This window comes from Bradyrhizobium sp. USDA 4369 (assembly GCF_054056435.1).
Genome location: NZ_JBSRYH010000001.1, coordinates 255075 through 273148, shown reverse-complemented (window position 1 = coordinate 273148; position 18074 = coordinate 255075). Strand labels below are relative to the sequence as shown.

Sequence of the window (18074 nt, the reverse complement as noted above, 5' to 3'; positions counted from 1 at the left end):
GAAAAGCATCGAACGACGGGTCTGCATCTCCTGCATCCTACTGTCCGAGCCGTTCGATCAACGCCGGTGCGTGCACCTGGTCGGCCTTGTAGTTGCCGGTCAAGGTGTACATCACGATGTTGACGCCGGCGCGGAAGGCGAATTCGCGCTGCCGCGGCTCGCCCGGCACCATCGGCAGCATGGCCTGGCCGTCGGGACGGAGCGCCCAGGCGCCGGCGAGATCGTTCGAGGTGATGATGATCGGCGACACGCCGTCGCCGCCGCGTGCCGGGCGGGCCGCGCTGTCCTCGTCGTCGTCCTTGGGCAGCGCCTCGACCCAGGTCTGCCCTGCGGTGAAGCGGCCGGGGAAGTCGCGCAGCAGATAGAACGTCTTGGTCAGCACATGCTCGCGCGGCACCGGCTCGAGCTCGGGCACATCCAGCGAGGACAGGATGTCGCGCAGCGACTGCATGCCAGGCGTCTGCTGGGCACCGTTGTCGCCGGGAGGCGCCTCGACCGCGTCGCGGGTGTCGAAGATCACGGTGCCGCCTTGCTTCATATAGGCGTCGATCTTGTTGATCGCATCCTGCGGCGGCTTCGGCGCGCCCGGCACGATCGGCCAATAAATCAGCGGAAAGAAGGCGAGTTCGTCATGGGCCGGATCGACGCCGACAGGGTCGCCGGCCTCCAGCGCGGTGCGCTGCGCCAGGAACAAGGTCAACCCGGTCATGCCGGCCTTCACGATCGCATCGACATCGGCATTGCCGGTCACGACGTAAGCGAGCCGCGTCTGCGACACCGCACGCATGGCGAAATCATCGCTGACCGCATCGGCGCGCGCGGCGGTCGGCAGCGCGACCGCGAGCAGCGCGCCGGCTGCGAGCATCACCAAGGCGATCGCCGCGGGCGCGGCGCGCCGCCGGCGTGCCAGCGCGGCCAGCCCGCCGCCGAGCAGCGCGACGATCACCGCGTCGATCAGGAACAGCAGCAAGGCGGTCGACAGCAGGATGCCCCGGAGATCCCGCGGCTCCGCCGTCGTGTAGCTGGCACGCTTGGCGCGCAGCGCAGAGGTGTCGAGCTGCAGGATGCGATCGGCGGGGCTGAGCGTGTTCACTGCGGTGGGTCCCTCGGCTGGGCCGTAGAAGCCGGGTGGATGATCGAGCGAAGCCCGGTCGTTGAAATCGGCCGGCAGCGGCTTGGCCGTCGAAGGCGGCGGTCCGAAGGCACCGAAGCCGTCGAGGATGTGCAGTGGCGCCAGCGTCGCCTTGGCGGTCTCGCCGGCAGGACCCGGACCCGGCGTCGAGGTGTAGCCGGACATGTCGACGATGCGGCGGAGCATCTCGACCATGGCGCCGGACATCGGCAGATCCGACCAGCGCATGTCGGCGCTGACATGGAACAGCGCGATCAGGCCCTTGCCGCGATGTTCGCCGGTGACCAGCGGCGTGCCGTCCTCGAGCGAGGCCCAGCTCTTGGTCGCGAGCACGGCGTCGGGCTCGGCCAGCACCTGACGGCTGATCGTGACGTCCTTTGGCACGCTGATGCCGGCGAACGGGCCATCTGCCGCGAACGCGGCGAGATGCTGCGGCTTCTCCCAGGTCAGGCTGCCGCCGAGCGTGCGGCCGCCACGCCGCAGCTTGACCGGCACGAGGTCGTCATCGCCTTGCGCCAGCCGGGGGCCGGCGAAGCGCACCAGCACGCCGCCATTCTCGATCCAGCCATTGAGGCGATTGCGCAGCTCCGGAGACAGCGTGCCGACATCGGCCATCACGATCATCGGCACTTTCTGGTCGAGAAACTGCGTGATGATCTGCTGCGGCGCGCCGCGGTCACCCAGCCTCAGATCGGCGAAGGGCGACAGCGCACGGGTCAGATAGAAGGTCGGTGCGAGCAGCGGCTGGGCGGTGTCGCTGGTGGCGCCCGAGACGATGCCGACGGCGCGGCGGCGCCAGCGCTTGTCGAGCAGCTGCACGGCGCCGGCCGAGCGCTCGCCCGCGATCTCCAGCCGGGTGATGTCGTTGCGCAGCTCGACCGGCAGGTCGAAACTGGCTTCCGCGTCGTGCGCACCGGCGGCGAAGCTGAATTGCGCCTCGCCGAGCGGCGAGCCCTTGGCATCGAGAGCGCGCACCACGCCTCCGGGGATCGAGAGATCGGCGCGCAGCACCTTCACGGTCATCCGGGCGGCGGCATTCTCGGCGCCGGCGAGCGCCAGCGGCGACAGGGTGCCACCTTCGAACACGGTCAGGCTGCGATCGCCGATGGTCTTGGCGAGACCGGTCACGAACTCACTGCCGCGGCCGGGATCGACGCCGTCCGAGAACCACAGGATCTCGGCGTCGCCCGTCGCCTTGAGAAAGCGATCGAGCTGCGGCAGCGCGTCGGCGCGCTCGGTGGTATAGGCCTTGGGCGCAATCTGGCGCAGCGCGACGCGGGCCGCGCCGGCCGGCATCAGCGTGAGATCGCGCGCGGGCTCCGACAGCGGCACGAGGGCGACACCACGGCGGTCGGCATCGGCATTGGCGATGATCTCATCGGCCGCCTTGATGCGCGTCTCCCAGCTTGCGGCGGCGCTCCAGCTGTCGTCGAGCAGCAGCACCAGCGGCGCTTTGCTGCCGACGGCTTCGGTGCGTGGATTCCAGATCGGGCCGGCCGCCGCAAAGATCACCAGCGCCGCCGCGATCAGCCGCAGCAATGTGAGCCACCACGGCGAGCGCGACGGCGTCTCTTCTCTCGGCGTGATGTCGAACAGCAGCCGTGTCGGCGGAAACTCGATGCGCCGCGGCCGCGGCGGCATCACCCGCAGCAACCACCACAGCACCGGCAGGCTGATGAGGCCGGTCAGCAGCAACGGTTCGGCGAATGACAGCGGCAGTCCCATCATGCGCCGAGCCCTCTCGTGCCTGCGCCCACTTTGACGCTGCCGCGGGTGCCGACCTTGCTCGTCGTCATGCCGGCGTGCAGGAATAACAGCAACTCGGCCGCCGAGCGGCTGGTGGTGTGCGTCGTGAACAGCCAGTCGAGCTTGGCGGTCTCGGCGCGGATCTGGTCGCGATGCAGCGCGACGCGGGCGACGTAGTCCTGCGCCCAGCTCTCGGCGCGGCCGGCGGTGATCACCTCGCCACCTTCGGGCTCGACGAACTCGACACGCCCGGAATAGGGAAAGGTCTCCTCGGCGGGATCGACCACTTGCACCATCGTGCCATGCGCGCCCGACGCCGACAGGCCGGCGAGCATCGTGCTGATCTCCGGGATCGGCGACCAGAAATCCGACAGCACCACGATCTCGGCTAGCGCCGATGGCACGAAGGAGGGCGGCAGGCTGGGCCGCGCCGTCTCATCATGCAGCATCGCCTGCGCGATGCGGTCGATGACGCTGCGGCTCCCGGTCGGATTGAGCAGGCCGGGAATGCCGACGCGTTCGCCACCGGCGACCAGCAGTTCGGCCAACGCAAACGTCACGATCAGCGCACGTTCCAGCTTGCTGTCGCGCGCGCCCTTGGAGGCGAAGGCCATCGAGGGGGAACGGTCCGGCCAGATCCACACCGTGTGCGCGGCCTCCCATTCCTGCTCGCGGACATAAAGATGGTCATCGCGTGCGGAGCGGCGCCAGTCGACGCGCTGCGACGGCTCGCCGGAGACGAAGCGGCGATATTGCCAGAAGCTTTCGCCCGAACCGGCGCGGCGTCGTCCGTGCAGGCCGTGAATCACGTTGGCGGCGATCTGCCGGGCTTCCAGGACCAGGCGCGGCAGCGAGGACGCCAACGTCCGGCTTTCGCCGTCGGCGCGCCGGATTGCGAGGATCTCCTTGTCGGCGTGCCCTGTCGCTGCGGCCATCAACCAATCCGGCTCTTCAGTTGCCGGATCACGTCCGGAATGGTGCGGCCTTCGGCGCGGGCGGGGAAGGTCAGCGCCATGCGATGCTTCAGCACCGGCTCGGCGAGATCGAGCACGTCATCGATCGACGGCGCAAGGCGGCCGTCGAGCAGCGCGCGTGCGCGCACCGCGAGCATCAGCGATTGGCTGGCGCGCGGACCAGGGCCCCAGGCGATCATCTTGCCGGCATCGCCGGCCTCGGCGCCGGGACGCGCCGAGCGCACCAGCGTCAGGATCGCCTCGACGACGGAATCGCCGACCGGCAGCCGCCGCACCAACCGCTGCGCCGCGATCAGCGCATCGGCGGTCATCGCGCCCTTGGCCGCGCTCTCCTCGGCGCCGGTGGTCTCGAACAGGATGCGGCGCTCGGCGTCGCGGTCGGGATAGTCGACGTCGATCTCCATCAGGAAGCGGTCGAGCTGCGCCTCCGGGAGCGGATAGGTTCCTTCCTGCTCCAGCGGGTTCTGCGTCGCCAGCACGTGGAAAGGCTTGGGCAGATCGTGCCGCGCGCCTGCAACCGTGATGTGCTGCTCCTGCATGGCCTGGAGTAGCGCCGATTGCGTGCGCGGGCTGGCGCGGTTGATTTCGTCCGCCATCAGGAGCTGCGCGAACACCGGTCCGGCAATGAAGCGGAACGAGCGCTTGCCCACGGTGCTCTCGTCGAGCACCTCGGCGCCGAGAATGTCTGACGGCATCAGGTCGGGTGTGAACTGAACGCGCTTGGCGTCGAGGCCCAGCGTGACGCCCAATGTCTCAACGAGCTTGGTCTTGGCCAGGCCGGGTACGCCGATCAGCAAAGCGTGGCCGCCGGACAGGATCGTCACCAGGGTGTTTTCCACCACGCGGTCCTGGCCGAAGATGACGCCGGAGATCGCCTCCTTTGCCGCGCGGACCTGACCGGAGACCTGTTCGGCGGATCGGACGATCGCATCCTCGAGCTTCTCGGCACTCTCAGCCATTCCCGTCGCTCCTTCTGCCCCGCATTTTCAACCGTCCGGCGGTTGTTCCGCTCCAATTTGTCAGGAGGCGGCTGCCAATCTATGCGAAGGCGCTGTATTCGTTGAGTTAAACTATCCCCATATTATCGGCATTACGGGGTATTGACGGCATCACGATATGGCGACCTTACATGACGTGCACGGCCGCCAGGAACTTTTGCACAGACGAGCGCGATGAATTCTTGCACCAATCGTGCCAAGGCGAACGCAAACTCGGGGCAAACCATGGCGAAGCAAGGGCAGAGTACCGATAATGGACTCGATCGGTTGACCTCGGCCGTGACACAGGCCGGCGCATCGGGAAAAGGCCTCCCGCCGGTGCATCTGTGGAATCCGCCATTCTGCGGCGATATCGATATGCGAATCGCCAACGATGGTAGCTGGTACTACATGGGCACGCCAATCGGCCGTCAGGCCCTGGTGCGGCTGTTCTCGACCATCCTCAAGCGCGAAGGCGACCGTTATGTCCTGGTCACGCCGGTCGAGAAGGTCGGCATTCGCGTCGATGACGCGCCCTTCATGGCCGTAGAAATGCGGAAAGAGGAGCATGAGGGCGGCGCGCGGCTCCACTTCCGAACCAATGTCGACGATTGGGTCGTCTGCGACGCCGAGCACCGGCTGCGCTTCGAGCCGGGCGAAAGCGGCGGATTGACGCCCTATCTGCACGTCCGCGCCGATCTCTGGGCCAAGGTGACGCGGTCGCTCTATTATGAGCTTGTTGACATGGGTCAGGAGCGGATGATCGATGGTGATGTCATGTTCGGGGTGGAGTCGGGCGGTGCGTTCTTCCCCATGGCCAACGCAGAAGAGGTGAGGGCGGCGCTTTGAACGAGCCCATGGTGGTGAGGACGACGACGGTCGAGGTGAATTCGGCCGAGTTCTTTGCGCGTGGCCGGGAGCGGCTGCGCTTCGACGTTCCAAAAGCCCTGCTTGATCCGGACGTCATTCCGACCAGCGGCGATTCCGGCACCGATCGCATGCTCGAAATCATCGCTCGCGAGCAGCCGATCCGGCCCGCAGCCGTGCTGATCCCCGTGGTCGATCATCCCGAGCCGACCGTGCTCTTGACCCAGCGCTCGCCGAATCTCAGCAGCCATGCCGGCCAGATCGCGTTTCCCGGCGGCAAGATCGACGTCACCGACGCCTCGCCGCTCGATGCGGCCTTGCGCGAGGCGGAGGAGGAGGTCGGGCTCGACCGCAGCTTCGTCGACCCGATCGGCTATCTCGACGTCTACGGCACCGCGTTCGGCTTCCGCATCCTGCCGACCGTGGCCCGCGTACGGCCCGGATTTACGCTCAAAATCAACGAAGGCGAGGTCGACGATGCGTTCGAAGTGCCGCTGGCCTTCCTGATGGACCCCACCAATCATCAGCTGCATTCCAAGGAATTTCGTGGCATGGAGCGCTCGTACTACGCGATGCCGTTTGCCGAGCGCTACATCTGGGGGGCGACAGCGGGGATCCTGCGCGTGCTCTACGAACGGATTTATCTGCCATGATCCGACCCGTGTTGACGGAAGTCGGAATCTTCCTCATTCCTTTCGCAGTTTATATTGTGTTTTTGATCGCGACCCGGTCCGGGCTCCTGGTGCCTGCCTCATGGCCGCTGCACCTGGTCGCAAAATTGACGGTGGCGGCGTTGTTGCTGGTGATTGCAAGTCTGGTCCTGCTGGCGGAATTCTCCGGCGCGCCGCCGCATTCGACCTACGTCCCCGCCCATATCGAGAACGGCAGGCTCGTTCCCGGAGCTGAGAAATGACCGAGGTGCGGGTGCTGAGCGCGCCCTGGCTCTCGTCCGGTCCGGCCGCGCGCGTGCTGGCGCTGCTCAACAGCGACGGCGAGGAGGCCCGGGTGGTCGGCGGCGCCGTTCGCAACGCGCTGCTCGGCATCGATATCGGCGATATCGACATCGCGACCACGGCCCTCCCGGCGGAGGTGATCCGCCGCGCCAAGGCCGCCTCGATCAAGAGCGTGCCGACCGGTATCGACCATGGCACCGTGACCTTGGTGCTGGAGGGGCATCCATTCGAGGTCACGACCCTGCGCGAGGATGCTGAAACCTTTGGCCGCAAGGCCAAGGTCGAGTTCGGCCGCGACTGGATCGGCGATGCGCATCGGCGCGACTTCACCATCAATGCGCTGTCCGTGGGGCCGGACGGCGTCGTGCACGATCATGTCGGCGGGCTCGCCGACATCGCGGTGCGGCGCGTGCGATTCATCGGCGATCCGGCACAGCGCATCGCAGAGGATTATTTGCGTATCCTGCGCTTCTTCCGCATCCATTCGGCGTTCGGCCATGGCGTGCCCGACCGTGACGGCTATCTCGCCTGCATCGCCGGCCGGGCCGGGCTCGCCACCTTGTCGGCCGAGCGCGTGCGCATGGAGATGCTGAAGCTGCTCGTCACCGAGGGCGCGGTCGGCGCGGTCACTGCGATGACCGATGGCGGACTGCTGACCGCGATTCTCGGCGGCGTCGCTTATCTGGGCCCGTTCGCGGCGATGATCGAGATCGAACGCACGCTGGCGCTGCCGCCGAGCGCGGTTCGGCGCCTTGCGGCCCTCGCCGTCGCCGTCACCGAGGATGCGCGCCGCCTCGGCGCGCGGTTGAAGCTCTCCAATGCCGAGACCAAAGCGCTCGACGGCATGGGTCACCGCTGGTGGCGGCTTGCGACCGCCGACGAGGCGCGCGCGCGGCGCCTTCTGTATCGTCTCGGTGAGACCGTCTATCGCGACCGTCTGATGCTGGGCTGGGCTCGCGCCGGGCGTGATCTCGATGCGCAACGCTGGCGCGAGCTGGCGCTGTTGCCGCAGCGCTTCACGCCGCCGAAGCTGCCACTGAAGGCGGCCGATTTCATCGCGCGCGGCGTCGCGGAAGGGCCGCTGCTTGGCCATGTGCTGACGCTTGCGGAGGATGCCTGGCTCGCGGCCGACTTCCCGCTCGACGACGCCTCCCTGAATGCGATCGCCGATCAGGCCGCGGCGCGCGTCAACCGCGACGGGCGCAACTGAAGGTCGGGCACCGGGGTTTGTTGCTGCACAGCAGCGGCGTCACGGCTCCCGGCTCTGACAGCGGCTGAAGCCGTCGCGCAGAATATCCTCGGGCAGATCGCGGCCGATGAACACCAGCCGGCTGCTTCTCGGCTCGCCGTCCTTCCAGGGGCGTTGATGATCGCCTTCGAGCAGCATGTGAATGCCCTGCACGACAAAGCGATCGGGATCGTCGCGGAAATCGAGGATGCCCTTCAGACGCAGGATATCCGTTCCGAACAACTGCACCGTCTGCTGGATCCACGGAAAGAATTTCTCCGGTACGAGCGGGATGTCCGTCATCAAGGACAGGCTTTTGACGTGGGAATCGTGCTCATGGTCGTGCTCCTCGGCGAGGAAGTTCGGCTCGAAAGCGAGGATCCTGTCGAGGTCGAACGCGCGGCGATCGAGGATCTGCGCGAGATCGAGCGCGCAGCGCTGGGTGCGATGCAGGGTCGCGTAGGGATTGATCGAGCGGATGCGGGCCTGGATCGTATCGAGCTCCGCCTCCGAGGCGAGATCGGTCTTGTTGAGCAGCACCACGTCGGCGAATGCGATCTGCTCCTGCGCCTCATGCGCGCGGTCGATGTCTCCGAGCAGGTGCCTCGCGTCGATCACGGTGACGATGGCATCGAGCCTGGTGTCGCGGCGGACGTCCTCGTCGACGAGGAATGTCTGCGCCACGGGGGCCGGGTCGGCGAGCCCGGTGGTTTCGACGATGATGCCGTCGAACTTGCCGCGCCGTTTCATCAACCCCTGCAGGATCCTGATGAGATCGCCGCGCACGGTGCAGCAGATGCAGCCGTTGTTCATCTCGAAGATCTCTTCCTCCGCGTTCACGACCAGATCATTGTCGATGCCGATTTCGCCGAACTCGTTGACGATGACGGCGTAGCGCCTGCCATGCGTCTCGGTCAGGATGCGGTTCAGCAAGGTTGTCTTTCCCGCACCGAGATATCCGGTGAGGACGGTGACGGGAGTCTGTTTGAGGGCGGCGGTCATGTTCGTCTCTTCGGCGTCTGGGGTCGTTGGCGTCTGGGGTCGTTGGCGTCTGAGGTCGTTGAAGTCTGCGTCGCAAGCGAGCCGTCCGGTCGTGACGGGGCCATCGCAAGCGAGCCCCCGCTGCTGTCATCGCGATCCGGTGCCGACCGCTCGCTGGCCGGAGGGCCGGGTTCGGTCCCGCCGTTGCTCGCCCGGGGGACGGCGCGGCTTTCGCTTGACGTTGGTTATGTTATAACATTACAAATTCTCCCGCCAGAGAGGATCCATGAGCAAATCCGAAATCATCCGCAGACCTCGTTTTGGAAGTGTCGGCGTTGCGAGCGACGGCCCGCGCTCGCCCAAGGGGACGGGTGAGGTCGTTCGCGGGATTGATTTCCGATCGAAGCGGCGCGAACGGATCTATGATCCGGACAAGATCTGGTCGGGCGAGCACACGATGCAGGACTTCATCGAGGTCTGAAGCGGATCGGGGTGCATGTCGCGGGGGCGTCCTTCGCTCGCGCGTCGTTGCCGTGGTGCACGACTCGGCGGCATTGCCGTCGGGAAGCGTCGATTTGATCGCGCGCGGGGTTGCGGCGGCAGCGCTTCTCGGTCATGAACTGGCTCTCGCAGAGGATGCTTGGCGTACGGCGGATTGTCCGGGCGAGGAGGCATCGCTGATCGCGACCGCCGGTCAGGCGGCGGCGCGTGTCAACCGCGACGGACGTGCATGAATTTTCTCGCAGGCTTTGCCGATATCTCGCTGCTGCAGCTCCTGCTCGTTGCTTCCGTCGCTTTATTCGCTTCGATCATCGGCGGTCTCGCCGGCTACGGCACGGGCGCCCTGATGCCGCTGGTGCTGGTGCCGATGGTGGGCGCCGAGCCGGTCGTGCCGATCATCGCGATCTCCGCGATCCTCACCAATCTCAGCCGCGTCGTCGCCTATATCAGCCATGCCGACCGCACGCGCGCCGGCATCGTCATCGCCGCGGCCGCGGTCACCACGGCGCTCGGCGCCTACGGCTATACCCGCCTGACCAATGCCGGCGCGGCCTTCGTGATCGGCACGATGCTGATCATGAGCGTTCCGCTGCGCCGAATTCTGCGCAAGCGTGAGGTCAGGATCGGCAATGGCGGGCTGGCTGCCGGCGCTGTCGGATATGGGGTTCTCGTCGGCGGCACGTCCGGCTCCGGCGTGATCCTGCTGTCGCTGTTGATGGCGGCCGGCCTCGAGGGCGCCGCGGTCATCGCCACCGACGCGATGATTTCGGTGGCGACCGGCGTCATCAAGATCTCGGTGTTCGGCCTTGCCGGCGTCGTCACCGCGCAGGTGCTGGCGTTCGCGCTTCTGATCGGCGCGATCGCGGTGCCCGGTGCCTTTCTCGCCAAGGCCTTCGTCGCGCGCATGCCGGTGCACATCCATGCCGCGATCCTCGACGCCGCCGTCATCACCGGCGGCGTCGCGATGATCGCATCGGCGCTGCGGCACCTGCTTCCCGCAGCATAGCCGTCCCGTCGTCCGGGCCGACCGAGTTGGCCCGGACGATTGTGCTCAGCTTCGGATGAAAGCGAGCAGATCCGCGTTGAACGTGTCAGGATCGACCTGGGCGAGGCCGTGGGCGCCGCCCTTGTAGATCTTGAGCTGTGCGTCCTTGACGATCTTCGCAGTCTTCGCCGCGGAGGCCGCGATCGGCACGATCTGATCGTCGTCGCCGTGAATGACGAGCGTCGGCTTGTCGATCTTCTTGAGGTCGGCTGTGTAGTCGACTTCCGAGAACTCGTGGATGCAGTCGTATTCGCCCTTGATGCCGCCCTGCATGCCCAGCCGCCAGAACTGTTCGCGCAGCCCCTCGCTGACCTTGGCGCCCGGCCGGTTGAAGCCGTAGAACGGGATCGTCAGATCTTTGAAGAACTGCGCGCGGTTGGTCGCGGTGCCCTTGCGGATGTCGTCGAACACCTGGAGCGGCGTGCCTTCGGGATTGGCCTCGGTCTTGAGCATCAGCGGCGGCACGGCACCGACGAGGACGACCTTGGCGACGCGCTTGGAGCCGTGACGGCCGATATAGTGCGCGACCTCGCCGCCGCCGGTCGAATGACCGACCAGCACGAGGTTGGTCAGATCGAGCTTCTCGATCAGCTCGGCGAGATCATCCGCATACTGATCCATGGTGTTGCCGTCCCACGGTTGATCGGAGTTGCCGTGGCCGCGCCGGTCGTGGGCGATGACGCGAAAACCCTTCTGGCCGAAGAACAGCATCTGGGCGTCCCAGGCGTCGCCGGCGAGCGGCCAGCCATGCGAAAACAGAATCGGCTGGCCCTTGCCCCAATCCTTGTAGGCGATCCTGGTGCCGTCCTTGGTGGTGATGAAGGAAGGCGTGCTGGCGCGCTGCGCGCCGCGGTCGGCCGAAGACTTCGCCGTTGCCGGGGTCGATGCCAGCAGCGGTGCCGTCGCCAGCGCCGCGCCGGCTGCCAGTGCCCCCCGCCGGGATAGCGATGCTTGATCGGATTCCTTGAAGCTCATGGCCGTACTCCTAAATATCGTTCACGATTAAATCGTGCACGATATTCATGGGTGAATGAGGGCTTGATGTCAAGCGCTTGCGATTAGATCGTGTACGATATAAATCGAGACGGGGAGACCAAGGTCGCGAGGCACGATGGCTGGCAAGACGATGGAGCGCCCGGACAGCCCGGAGGTGAAGCTCGACGAGCTGCTGTGCTTCGGCATCTATGCCGCAGGTCACGCCTTCAACCGCGTCTACAAGCAACTGCTCGACGATCTCAACGTGACCTACCCGCAATATCTGGTGATGGTGCTGCTGTGGGAGCGGGACGACCAGACCGTGGGTGAGCTCGGCTCGCGGCTGTTCCTGGAATCGAACACGCTGACGCCCTTGCTGAAGCGCCTCGAGGCGCTCGGCTACATCGCGCGGCGACGTGATCCCTCGGACGAGCGCCAGGTGCGGATCAGCCTGACGCCGGCAGGCGCGGCGTTGCGCGCCAAGGCCGCGACCGTCCCGGCCTGCATCCAGGCCGCCTCCGGATTGACCGCAGCGCAGGCGCGCCAGCTGCTGATCGGCGTGACGGCGTTGCGCGCGGCGCTCGACAGCTACAAGCCGGAGTGACAGTCCGCCAAGCGGCGCAGACGGGGCCGGAGATCGCCGATCACCGTCGGTATTGCGCGTCGCTCACATGCTCCATCCAGGTGACCGGACTGCCATTCAGCGACTCCTGGATCGCGATGTGGCTCATCGCGGTGGTCGCCGTCGCGCCATGCCAGTGCTTGAGCCCCGGCGGAAACCAGACGACATCGCCGGGACGAACCTCCTCGATCGCGCCGCCCTCGCGCTGCAGCCAGCCGAGCCCGGAGGTGATGATCAGCGTCTGCCCGAGCGGATGGGTGTGCCAGGCGGTGCGGGCGCCGGGCTCGAAGGTGACGTGGGCGCCATTGGCGCGGGCCGGGTCCTGGGCCTGAAACAGCGGGTCGATGCGGACCGCGCCGGTGAACCACTCGGCCGGACCTTTGCCGGAGGGCCGCGAACCGGCGCGCTTGATGTCGATGTCCATGATCTCACTCCTGCTGGGCCGCGGGCGCGGTTGCGCCCTTGGCGGAGATGGGTGCGGCGATGGCGCTGGCAATGCCTACTCCGCAGCGATCGTCACCTCGACGGATCCGGGGACGTCGAGCGCCGCCACGCTGCCGTCGATCCTGCCGAGAACGATGATGCCCGGCGACGGAATTGGTTTCCCGTCGTGGCGATAATAGATCGCGATGTCCGGTCCCGGCGACCAGTAGATCAAGTCGCCGATGGCGTAGTCGCTGCGCCGCGCACCGCCCTCGGCGAGGGTGCGGGGCAGGCGGGCGAACTTCTCGCGGCCGAACAGGTCGTTCATGGTGAAGGACAGCGGCAGCAGCGCGAGAAGGTTCCGCGCCGTCGGGCTGTCGACCAGCGTGGCCGAGACCGTCTTGCCGTTGATGGTCAGGCGAAGCGTCATGGTTTGTCCTGTCGGGCGCGGTGGTTTGTCGCCGCCTCTGCCGCGGCGCGGTGCGTGAGCGCCAGCGCGAGGCTGGCAGCGAGCAATGTGGTCGTGAGCGCCCGGATCATGTCAGGGCTGCAGCAGCACCTTGATCGTGCGGCGCTCATCCATGGCGCGATAGGCGTCCGCAACCTTTTCGAGCGGCAGCGTGAGATCGAACACCTTGCCGGGGTTGATCGCGCCGCTCATCACCAGGTCGATCAGTTTCGGCAGATATTTGCGCACCGGGGCCGGACCGCCATGCAGGTGGACATGTGCGAAGAACAGCTCCTCGCCGTTCAGCTCGACACCGTGCGGGACGCCGACATAGCTGACATGGCCGCCGGGACGCGCGGCGTGGATCGCCTGCAGCATCGATTGCTGCGTGCCGACGCATTCCAGCACCGAGTCGGCGCCGATGCCATCGGTCATGTCCATGATTTCAGCCACGCCCTCGTCGCCGCGCGCGGTGACGATGGCGGTCGCCCCGAATTCCACAGCGAGCTTCTGCCGGCTCTCATGCCGGCTCATCGCGATGATGTGCTCGGCGCCCATCTGCTTGGCCGAGAGGATGCCGAGCAGGCCGACCGCGCCGTCGCCGACCACGGCGACCGTCGCTCCTCGCTTCACACTGGCGGCATCGGCCGCGAACCAGCCGGTGCCGAGCACGTCGGAGGTGGTCAGGATGCTCGCCAGGTGCTCGGGCGAGGGGACGCCGGGCGTCGGCACCAGCGTGCCGTCGGCCTGCGGCACCCGCAGGATCGGCGCCTGGGCGCGGCTGATGAACTCGCGCTTCACGCAGGACGATTGATAGCCGAAATTGCAGTGCGGACAGGTATTGTCCGACGTCGCGAACGAGCCGACGACGAACTGGCCGGGCTTGATCCTGCGCACGGCACTGCCGACCTCCTCGACCACGCCGCAATATTCGTGGCCCATCGGCGTCGGCCCGTTGAGCGCCTGCAGGCCGCGATAGGGCCACAGATCCGAGCCGCAGAAGCAGGTGGCGGCGATGCGGATGACCGCATCCTTCGGCTCGATGATATCCGGCGTTTCGCGGTCCTCGAAACGCAGGTCACGTGGACCATACAGAACAGCGCCGCGCATGGCTTGGTCTCCTCACAGGGGGCTTGCCGCCATGGCTCATTTAGCGCGCGCCTCGACCGGCACTAGCCGCTATAATCGGTATGCACTTATAAGCAGGATTGATGAATGCAGGGCGGCAGACTGGACGATCTCCTGGCCTTCGTGGCGGTCGCGCGCGAGCGCAGTTTCACCAACGCGGCGGCCAAGCTCGGCGTCTCGCAATCGGCGCTGAGCTATACGATCCGCGAGCTCGAGGCGCGGCTCGGCGTGCGGCTGTTGACGCGCACCACGCGCAGCGTGGCGCCGACCGCGGCAGGGCTGCGTCTTCTCACCATCGCAGGCCCTCGCCTGGAGGAGATCGAGGCGGAGCTCGCGGCAATCCGCGAATTGCGCGACAAGCCGGCCGGCACCATCCGCATCACGGCCACCGAATATGCTGCCGAAGCGATCCTGCTGCCGAAGCTCGCGAAGCTGTTGCCGGCCTATCCAGATATCAAGGTCGAAATCGTTGTCGACTACGGCCTCACCGACATCGTGGCCAAGGGCTTCGATGCCGGCGTCCGCAGCGGCGAGCAGGTCGAGAAGGACATGGTGGCGGTGCGGATCGCGCCGGATATGCGCATCGCCGTGGTCGGCGCACCGTCCTACTTCAAGGCGCGCCCGATTCCGAAGAAGCCCCAGAACCTGATCGGCCACAATTGTCTGACGCTTCGTCTGCCCACGCATGGCGGCCTGCATGCCTGGGAGTTCGAGAAGGGCGGCCGCGACCTGCGGGTGCGCGTCGAGGGGCAGCTGACCTATAATGCGACCTCGCAGATCATGAAGGCGGCGCTCGCAGGCCTTGGCCTGGCTTATGTGCCTGAAGGCTGGGCGCAGCCGCACATCGCCAAAGGCCGCCTCAAGCGGGTGCTCGAGGATTGGTGTCTGCCTTATTCAGGCTATCATCTCTATTACCCAAGCCGCCGCCAGCAGTCGGCGGCCTTCGCGCTGCTGGTCGAGGCGCTGCGCCATCGCGCCTGACACCATCATAAATAGCTGCGGTATTTCGTCTCGATTAATCGAACTGGCTCATAGGTGCATGCGAAGCCGGACGGCTAATGCGAGGCGGACGCAGGCGATAGATGTTGCGCCTCATTTGAAGTCCGTCCGCGCGGCTGTGGTTGCGTGCTGCCCGGACGATCCCGAGGAGCGATGCAATGGAAGTGAACATCAACGGCAAGCGCCATCAGGTGACGATGGCCGACGACACGCCGCTGTTGTGGGTGATCCGCGACGAGTTGGGCATGACCGGCACGAAATACGGCTGCGGCATCGCGCAATGCGGCGCCTGTACGGTGCTGATCGACGGCCAGGCGACACGCTCCTGCGTCACGCCGGTCGGCAGCGTCGCCGGGCAGCAAGTCACCACGATCGAGGCGATCAGCGACGACGCGGTCGGCCGCAGTGTCGTTGATGCCTGGGTCGCAAACCAGGTGCCGCAATGCGGCTATTGCCAGTCCGGTCAGGTGATGGCCGCCACCGCGCTGATCAAGCAGACGCCGAAGCCGAGCGAGCAGGACATCGCCGCCGCCATGGTCAATCTGTGCCGCTGCGGCACCTACAATGCGATCGCCGCCGCCGTGCGGCAGGTCGCGCAGGGCTGAGGGCAAGCGCACGTGAACAAGATCATTCGCGATCACTCCTCCACCACGTCCGCCGGTCGCCCGGTCAATCTCTCGCGCCGCGGCTTCCTCGGTGCCGCCGCCGGCGCGCTGGTGCTCGGCTTCGATCTGCCCGGCACCAAGGCCGTCGCGCAGGGCGCGGCGCCAGCGGCCAAGGCGCCGAACGTCGCGGCGTTCCTGGAGATCCGTGCCGACAGCACGATCCTGCTGCGCAGCCCGTTCATCGAAGGCGGGCAGGGCATTTCGACCGCGATGGCTCAGATCGTCGGCGAGGAGCTCGATGCCGATCCGGCGGTTTTTACGGTGGAATGCGCGCCGCCGGGCGCGGACTATCTGGTCGTGGGCGGCGCCCGCTTCACCGGCGGCAGCTTCTCCGTACGCTCGAGCTACGCAACGATGCGCCGCGTCGGCGCCTCCGCGCGCCAGATGCTGCTGCAGGCTGCCGCCACGCGGTGGCGCGTGCCGCTTGATACTCTGACCACCGAGCCGGGCCGCGTGCGCCACGCTGTCTCGAACCGGACGCTCGCCTATGGTGAGCTCGCCGCCGACGCTGCGGCGCTGCCGGTGCCGGAGACGGTCGCGCTGCGGGCCGAAAAGGACTTCCGCTGGATCGGCAAGCCGTTCGCGCGGCTCGACGCGCGCGACAAGTCCACCGGCAAGGTGACCTATGGCATCGACCTCAAGGTCGACGGCATGCTGCAGGCCGCGGTCCAGCACGCGCCCCGCCGCGGCCTCGAGCCTGGCGCCTTCGCCAATGAGGCCGAGGTGAAGGCGATGCAGGGCGTGCATTCGATCCATCGCCTGCCCGGAGCGGTCGCCGTCGTCGCCGAGCGCTGGTGGTACGCGCGGCGCGCGGTCGAGACGCTGAAAGTGACGTGGACGGAGCCCGCGGCCGGCGCGCAGGGCGTGGTGCCCGCGAACTTTTCGTCGGAAGGCCGCAAGGCGCAGCTCGCGGCCACGCCGGGGCCGGGCTTCGATGCGGAGAAGGTCGGCGACGTCACGGCTGGCCTTGCGGGAGCCGGGCGCGTCATCACTGCGAGCTACGACGCGCCTTATCTGGTGCATGGCCAGCTCGAGCCGCCCTCGGCGATCGCGCGCTGGAATGCCGACGGCACGCTCGATCTGTGGCTGCCCAACCAGGCGCCGGAGATGTTCCAGGCTGCCGCGGCGAAAGTCGCCGGCATCACGCCCGACAAGGTCAAGCTGCACTCGCCGCCGCTCGGCGGCTTCTTCGGCCGTCACTTCGTCTATCCGCCGGCCAATCCGTTCCCGCAGGTGATCCAGCTCGCCAAGGCCGTCGGCCGTCCGGTGAAAGTGATCTGGAGCCGCGAGGAGGAGTTTTCGCGCGATGCCATGCGCCCGCTCGGCTTCGCGCGCTTCAAGGGTGGCCTCGACAAGGACGGCATTCCCGTCGCGATCGAGGCCGAGGCCGTCGGCGACGGCCCGCTGGCGCGCTGGTTCGGCCGCAAGCCGGATACGGCGGATTCCTCAGCTGTCGAAGGCATTGCCGAGAAGCCCTACGCGATCCCGCACCGGCGCGTCGCCCATGTGCTGGTCGAAGATCCCAACGTGCTCGGCTTCTGGCGCTCGGTCGGGCATTCGATGAACGACTTCTTCTACGAGACGTTCTTCGACGAGCTCGCCGATGCCGGGCGGCAGGATCCGTATCAGTTGCGGCTGCGCCTGCTCGCTGACAAGCCGCGCCACAAGACGCTGCTCGAAGCCGTGGGCGAGCTCTCCGGCGGCTGGAAGCGCGGCCCGTTCACCGCCGCCGACGGCAGCAAGCGGGCGCGCGGCGTGGCGATGGCCTCGCCGTTCGGCAGCGAGGTCGCGACCATCGCCGAGGTGTCGCTGAAGGACGGCGCGGTGCACGTGCACGACGTCTGGGTCGCGATCGATCCCGGCCGCATCGTCAATCCGGCCGTCATCGAGTCGCAGGTGAACTCGGCGGTCGCGCTCGGCCTGTCCTCGGCGCTGCTGGAGGAGATCGTGTTCGTTGAGGGCGCGCCGCAGGCGCGGAATTTCGACGCCTATCCGATCCTGCCGCCGGACCGGATGCCGCGCGTGCACGTCCGCATCGTCGAGAGCGGCGCGCCGATGGGCGGCATCGGCGAGCCTGGTTTGCCGGGCGTGCCGCCGGCCGTGGCCAATGCGGTGGCGGCCCTGACCGGGCAGCGCATCCGCAGCCTGCCGCTGTCCAAGGTGAAGTTCGAGGAGGCCGCCGGGCGCACGTAAGGCAACGCTGGAGCTGCGTAGCCGGTGCGCTCCCTCTCCCCGTTCTTACGGGGCGCGACGAGCTTCGCTCGCGCTGAGAGGGGCGGGGTGGGCAGCCACACGGGTGGTGCATCTGGGGCCGCCGACGCATGACTCCGATGGAGCTGCGACTGTCACGTCGTATGTGCCATGCCCCTCACCCGGATTGCTGCGCAATCCGACCTCTCCCCGCGAAGGG

At 67.1% G+C, this 18074-nt stretch carries 18 protein-coding genes; 10 read left to right on the top strand and 8 right to left on the bottom strand.

The features are described from left to right. Window positions 1-37: 37 nt before the first annotated feature. The 3 genes from ACVIJ6_RS01275 to ACVIJ6_RS01265 are packed head-to-tail and all read right to left on the bottom strand — an operon-like array spanning window position 38 to window position 4811. Window positions 38-2860: a DUF4159 domain-containing protein gene (locus ACVIJ6_RS01275; RefSeq protein ID WP_456771137.1), complete on the bottom strand. Its 2823-nt coding sequence runs from the start codon at window positions 2858-2860 to the stop codon at window positions 38-40. After that, window positions 2857-3813, bottom strand: a complete 957-nt coding sequence (locus tag ACVIJ6_RS01270) for a DUF58 domain-containing protein (protein WP_012042476.1) — start codon at window positions 3811-3813, stop codon at window positions 2857-2859. Before ACVIJ6_RS01270 ends, ACVIJ6_RS01275 begins: the two co-directional genes overlap by 4 nt. After that, entirely contained in the window at window positions 3813-4811 is a 999-nt protein-coding gene (locus tag ACVIJ6_RS01265; protein ID WP_456771136.1) for an AAA family ATPase, read from the bottom strand. The genes ACVIJ6_RS01270 and ACVIJ6_RS01265 overlap by 1 nt, the downstream gene beginning before the upstream one ends. A gap of 264 nt (window positions 4812-5075) precedes the next feature. Between ACVIJ6_RS01265 and ACVIJ6_RS01260 the strand changes: the two genes are divergently transcribed. Genes ACVIJ6_RS01260 through ACVIJ6_RS01245 form a run of 4 tightly spaced genes read left to right on the top strand, consistent with a single transcriptional unit; the run spans window position 5076 to window position 7859 of the window. Next, on the top strand, window positions 5076-5678 hold the full coding sequence (locus ACVIJ6_RS01260; RefSeq protein WP_456771135.1) for a DUF1285 domain-containing protein: 603 nt from the start codon (window positions 5076-5078) through the stop codon (window positions 5676-5678). A gap of 8 nt (window positions 5679-5686) precedes the next feature. Further along, window positions 5687-6349 (top strand): CoA pyrophosphatase, encoded by a 663-nt coding sequence (locus tag ACVIJ6_RS01255; RefSeq protein WP_456771134.1) that lies wholly within the window; start codon window positions 5687-5689, stop codon window positions 6347-6349. Further along, window positions 6346-6609 (top strand): DUF6111 family protein, encoded by a 264-nt coding sequence (locus ACVIJ6_RS01250; RefSeq protein WP_012042480.1) that lies wholly within the window; start codon window positions 6346-6348, stop codon window positions 6607-6609. The genes ACVIJ6_RS01255 and ACVIJ6_RS01250 overlap by 4 nt, the downstream gene beginning before the upstream one ends. Next, window positions 6606-7859: a CCA tRNA nucleotidyltransferase gene (locus ACVIJ6_RS01245; RefSeq protein WP_456771133.1), complete on the top strand. Its 1254-nt coding sequence runs from the start codon at window positions 6606-6608 to the stop codon at window positions 7857-7859. Before ACVIJ6_RS01250 ends, ACVIJ6_RS01245 begins: the two co-directional genes overlap by 4 nt. A 39-nt stretch (window positions 7860-7898) precedes the next feature. Here ACVIJ6_RS01245 and ACVIJ6_RS01240 read toward each other — a convergent pair whose 3' ends face one another. Then, window positions 7899-8879, bottom strand: a complete 981-nt coding sequence (locus tag ACVIJ6_RS01240; RefSeq protein WP_456771132.1) for a CobW family GTP-binding protein — start codon at window positions 8877-8879, stop codon at window positions 7899-7901. Window positions 8880-9144: 265 nt separating this feature from the next. Between ACVIJ6_RS01240 and ACVIJ6_RS01235 the strand changes: the two genes are divergently transcribed. Together ACVIJ6_RS01235 and ACVIJ6_RS01230 are read left to right on the top strand one after the other, a co-directional pair. Continuing rightward, entirely contained in the window at window positions 9145-9339 is a 195-nt protein-coding gene (locus ACVIJ6_RS01235; protein ID WP_456771131.1) for a hypothetical protein, read from the top strand. A 249-nt stretch (window positions 9340-9588) separates the two neighbouring features. After that, entirely contained in the window at window positions 9589-10365 is a 777-nt protein-coding gene (locus ACVIJ6_RS01230; protein ID WP_456771130.1) for a TSUP family transporter, read from the top strand. 45 nt (window positions 10366-10410) lie between these two features. Here ACVIJ6_RS01230 and ACVIJ6_RS01225 read toward each other — a convergent pair whose 3' ends face one another. After that, window positions 10411-11379, bottom strand: a complete 969-nt coding sequence (locus tag ACVIJ6_RS01225; RefSeq protein ID WP_456771129.1) for an alpha/beta fold hydrolase — start codon at window positions 11377-11379, stop codon at window positions 10411-10413. A 151-nt stretch (window positions 11380-11530) separates the two neighbouring features. Here ACVIJ6_RS01225 and ACVIJ6_RS01220 point away from each other — a divergent pair, with 151 nt between their 5' ends. Beyond that, window positions 11531-11983, top strand: a complete 453-nt coding sequence (locus ACVIJ6_RS01220) for a MarR family winged helix-turn-helix transcriptional regulator (RefSeq protein ID WP_456776863.1) — start codon at window positions 11531-11533, stop codon at window positions 11981-11983. 40 nt (window positions 11984-12023) lie between these two features. Here ACVIJ6_RS01220 and ACVIJ6_RS01215 read toward each other — a convergent pair whose 3' ends face one another. The 3 genes from ACVIJ6_RS01215 to ACVIJ6_RS01205 form a co-directional block, all read right to left on the bottom strand. Continuing rightward, a complete protein-coding gene (locus ACVIJ6_RS01215; RefSeq protein WP_456776862.1) occupies window positions 12024-12419 on the bottom strand; it encodes a (R)-mandelonitrile lyase in 396 nt (131 codons plus the stop codon). An 81-nt stretch (window positions 12420-12500) separates the two neighbouring features. Beyond that, window positions 12501-12854 carry a cyclophilin-like fold protein gene (locus tag ACVIJ6_RS01210; RefSeq protein ID WP_456771128.1) on the bottom strand — a complete coding sequence of 118 codons (354 nt, stop codon included), beginning with the start codon at window positions 12852-12854 and terminating at the stop codon, window positions 12501-12503. 111 nt (window positions 12855-12965) lie between these two features. After that, window positions 12966-13982 (bottom strand): zinc-dependent alcohol dehydrogenase family protein, encoded by a 1017-nt coding sequence (locus ACVIJ6_RS01205; protein ID WP_456771127.1) that lies wholly within the window; start codon window positions 13980-13982, stop codon window positions 12966-12968. Between the two features lie 105 nt (window positions 13983-14087). Between ACVIJ6_RS01205 and ACVIJ6_RS01200 the strand changes: the two genes are divergently transcribed. The 3 genes from ACVIJ6_RS01200 (at window position 14088) to ACVIJ6_RS01190 (ending at window position 17857) form a co-directional block, all read left to right on the top strand. Then, on the top strand, window positions 14088-14981 hold the full coding sequence (locus ACVIJ6_RS01200; RefSeq protein ID WP_456771126.1) for a LysR family transcriptional regulator: 894 nt from the start codon (window positions 14088-14090) through the stop codon (window positions 14979-14981). Between the two features lie 176 nt (window positions 14982-15157). After that, window positions 15158-15604, top strand: coding sequence for a (2Fe-2S)-binding protein (locus tag ACVIJ6_RS01195; protein ID WP_456771125.1), 447 nt, complete (start codon window positions 15158-15160; stop codon window positions 15602-15604). Window positions 15605-15616: 12 nt separating this feature from the next. Beyond that, window positions 15617-17857 (top strand): molybdopterin cofactor-binding domain-containing protein, encoded by a 2241-nt coding sequence (locus ACVIJ6_RS01190; protein ID WP_456771124.1) that lies wholly within the window; start codon window positions 15617-15619, stop codon window positions 17855-17857. The last annotated feature ends 217 nt before the right edge of the window (window positions 17858-18074 follow it).

Excerpts from the sequence above, each read along its gene's own strand:
- ACVIJ6_RS01275 (WP_456771137.1), bottom strand. The coding sequence starts at position 2,860 with ATGATGGGACTGCCGCTGTCATTCGCCGAACCGTTGCTGCTGACCGGC.
- ACVIJ6_RS01270 (WP_012042476.1), bottom strand. The coding sequence starts at position 3,813 with ATGGCCGCAGCGACAGGGCACGCCGACAAGGAGATCCTCGCAATCCGG.
- ACVIJ6_RS01265 (WP_456771136.1), bottom strand. The coding sequence starts at position 4,811 with ATGGCTGAGAGTGCCGAGAAGCTCGAGGATGCGATCGTCCGATCCGCC.
- ACVIJ6_RS01260 (WP_456771135.1), top strand. The coding sequence starts at position 5,076 with ATGGCGAAGCAAGGGCAGAGTACCGATAATGGACTCGATCGGTTGACC.
- ACVIJ6_RS01255 (WP_456771134.1), top strand. The coding sequence starts at position 5,687 with ATGGTGGTGAGGACGACGACGGTCGAGGTGAATTCGGCCGAGTTCTTT.
- ACVIJ6_RS01250 (WP_012042480.1), top strand. The coding sequence starts at position 6,346 with ATGATCCGACCCGTGTTGACGGAAGTCGGAATCTTCCTCATTCCTTTC.
- ACVIJ6_RS01245 (WP_456771133.1), top strand. The coding sequence starts at position 6,606 with ATGACCGAGGTGCGGGTGCTGAGCGCGCCCTGGCTCTCGTCCGGTCCG.
- ACVIJ6_RS01240 (WP_456771132.1), bottom strand. The coding sequence starts at position 8,879 with ATGACCGCCGCCCTCAAACAGACTCCCGTCACCGTCCTCACCGGATAT.
- ACVIJ6_RS01235 (WP_456771131.1), top strand. The coding sequence starts at position 9,145 with ATGAGCAAATCCGAAATCATCCGCAGACCTCGTTTTGGAAGTGTCGGC.
- ACVIJ6_RS01230 (WP_456771130.1), top strand. The coding sequence starts at position 9,589 with ATGAATTTTCTCGCAGGCTTTGCCGATATCTCGCTGCTGCAGCTCCTG.
- ACVIJ6_RS01225 (WP_456771129.1), bottom strand. The coding sequence starts at position 11,379 with ATGAGCTTCAAGGAATCCGATCAAGCATCGCTATCCCGGCGGGGGGCA.
- ACVIJ6_RS01220 (WP_456776863.1), top strand. The coding sequence starts at position 11,531 with ATGGAGCGCCCGGACAGCCCGGAGGTGAAGCTCGACGAGCTGCTGTGC.
- ACVIJ6_RS01210 (WP_456771128.1), bottom strand. The coding sequence starts at position 12,854 with ATGACGCTTCGCCTGACCATCAACGGCAAGACGGTCTCGGCCACGCTG.
- ACVIJ6_RS01205 (WP_456771127.1), bottom strand. The coding sequence starts at position 13,982 with ATGCGCGGCGCTGTTCTGTATGGTCCACGTGACCTGCGTTTCGAGGAC.
- ACVIJ6_RS01200 (WP_456771126.1), top strand. The coding sequence starts at position 14,088 with ATGCAGGGCGGCAGACTGGACGATCTCCTGGCCTTCGTGGCGGTCGCG.
- ACVIJ6_RS01195 (WP_456771125.1), top strand. The coding sequence starts at position 15,158 with ATGGAAGTGAACATCAACGGCAAGCGCCATCAGGTGACGATGGCCGAC.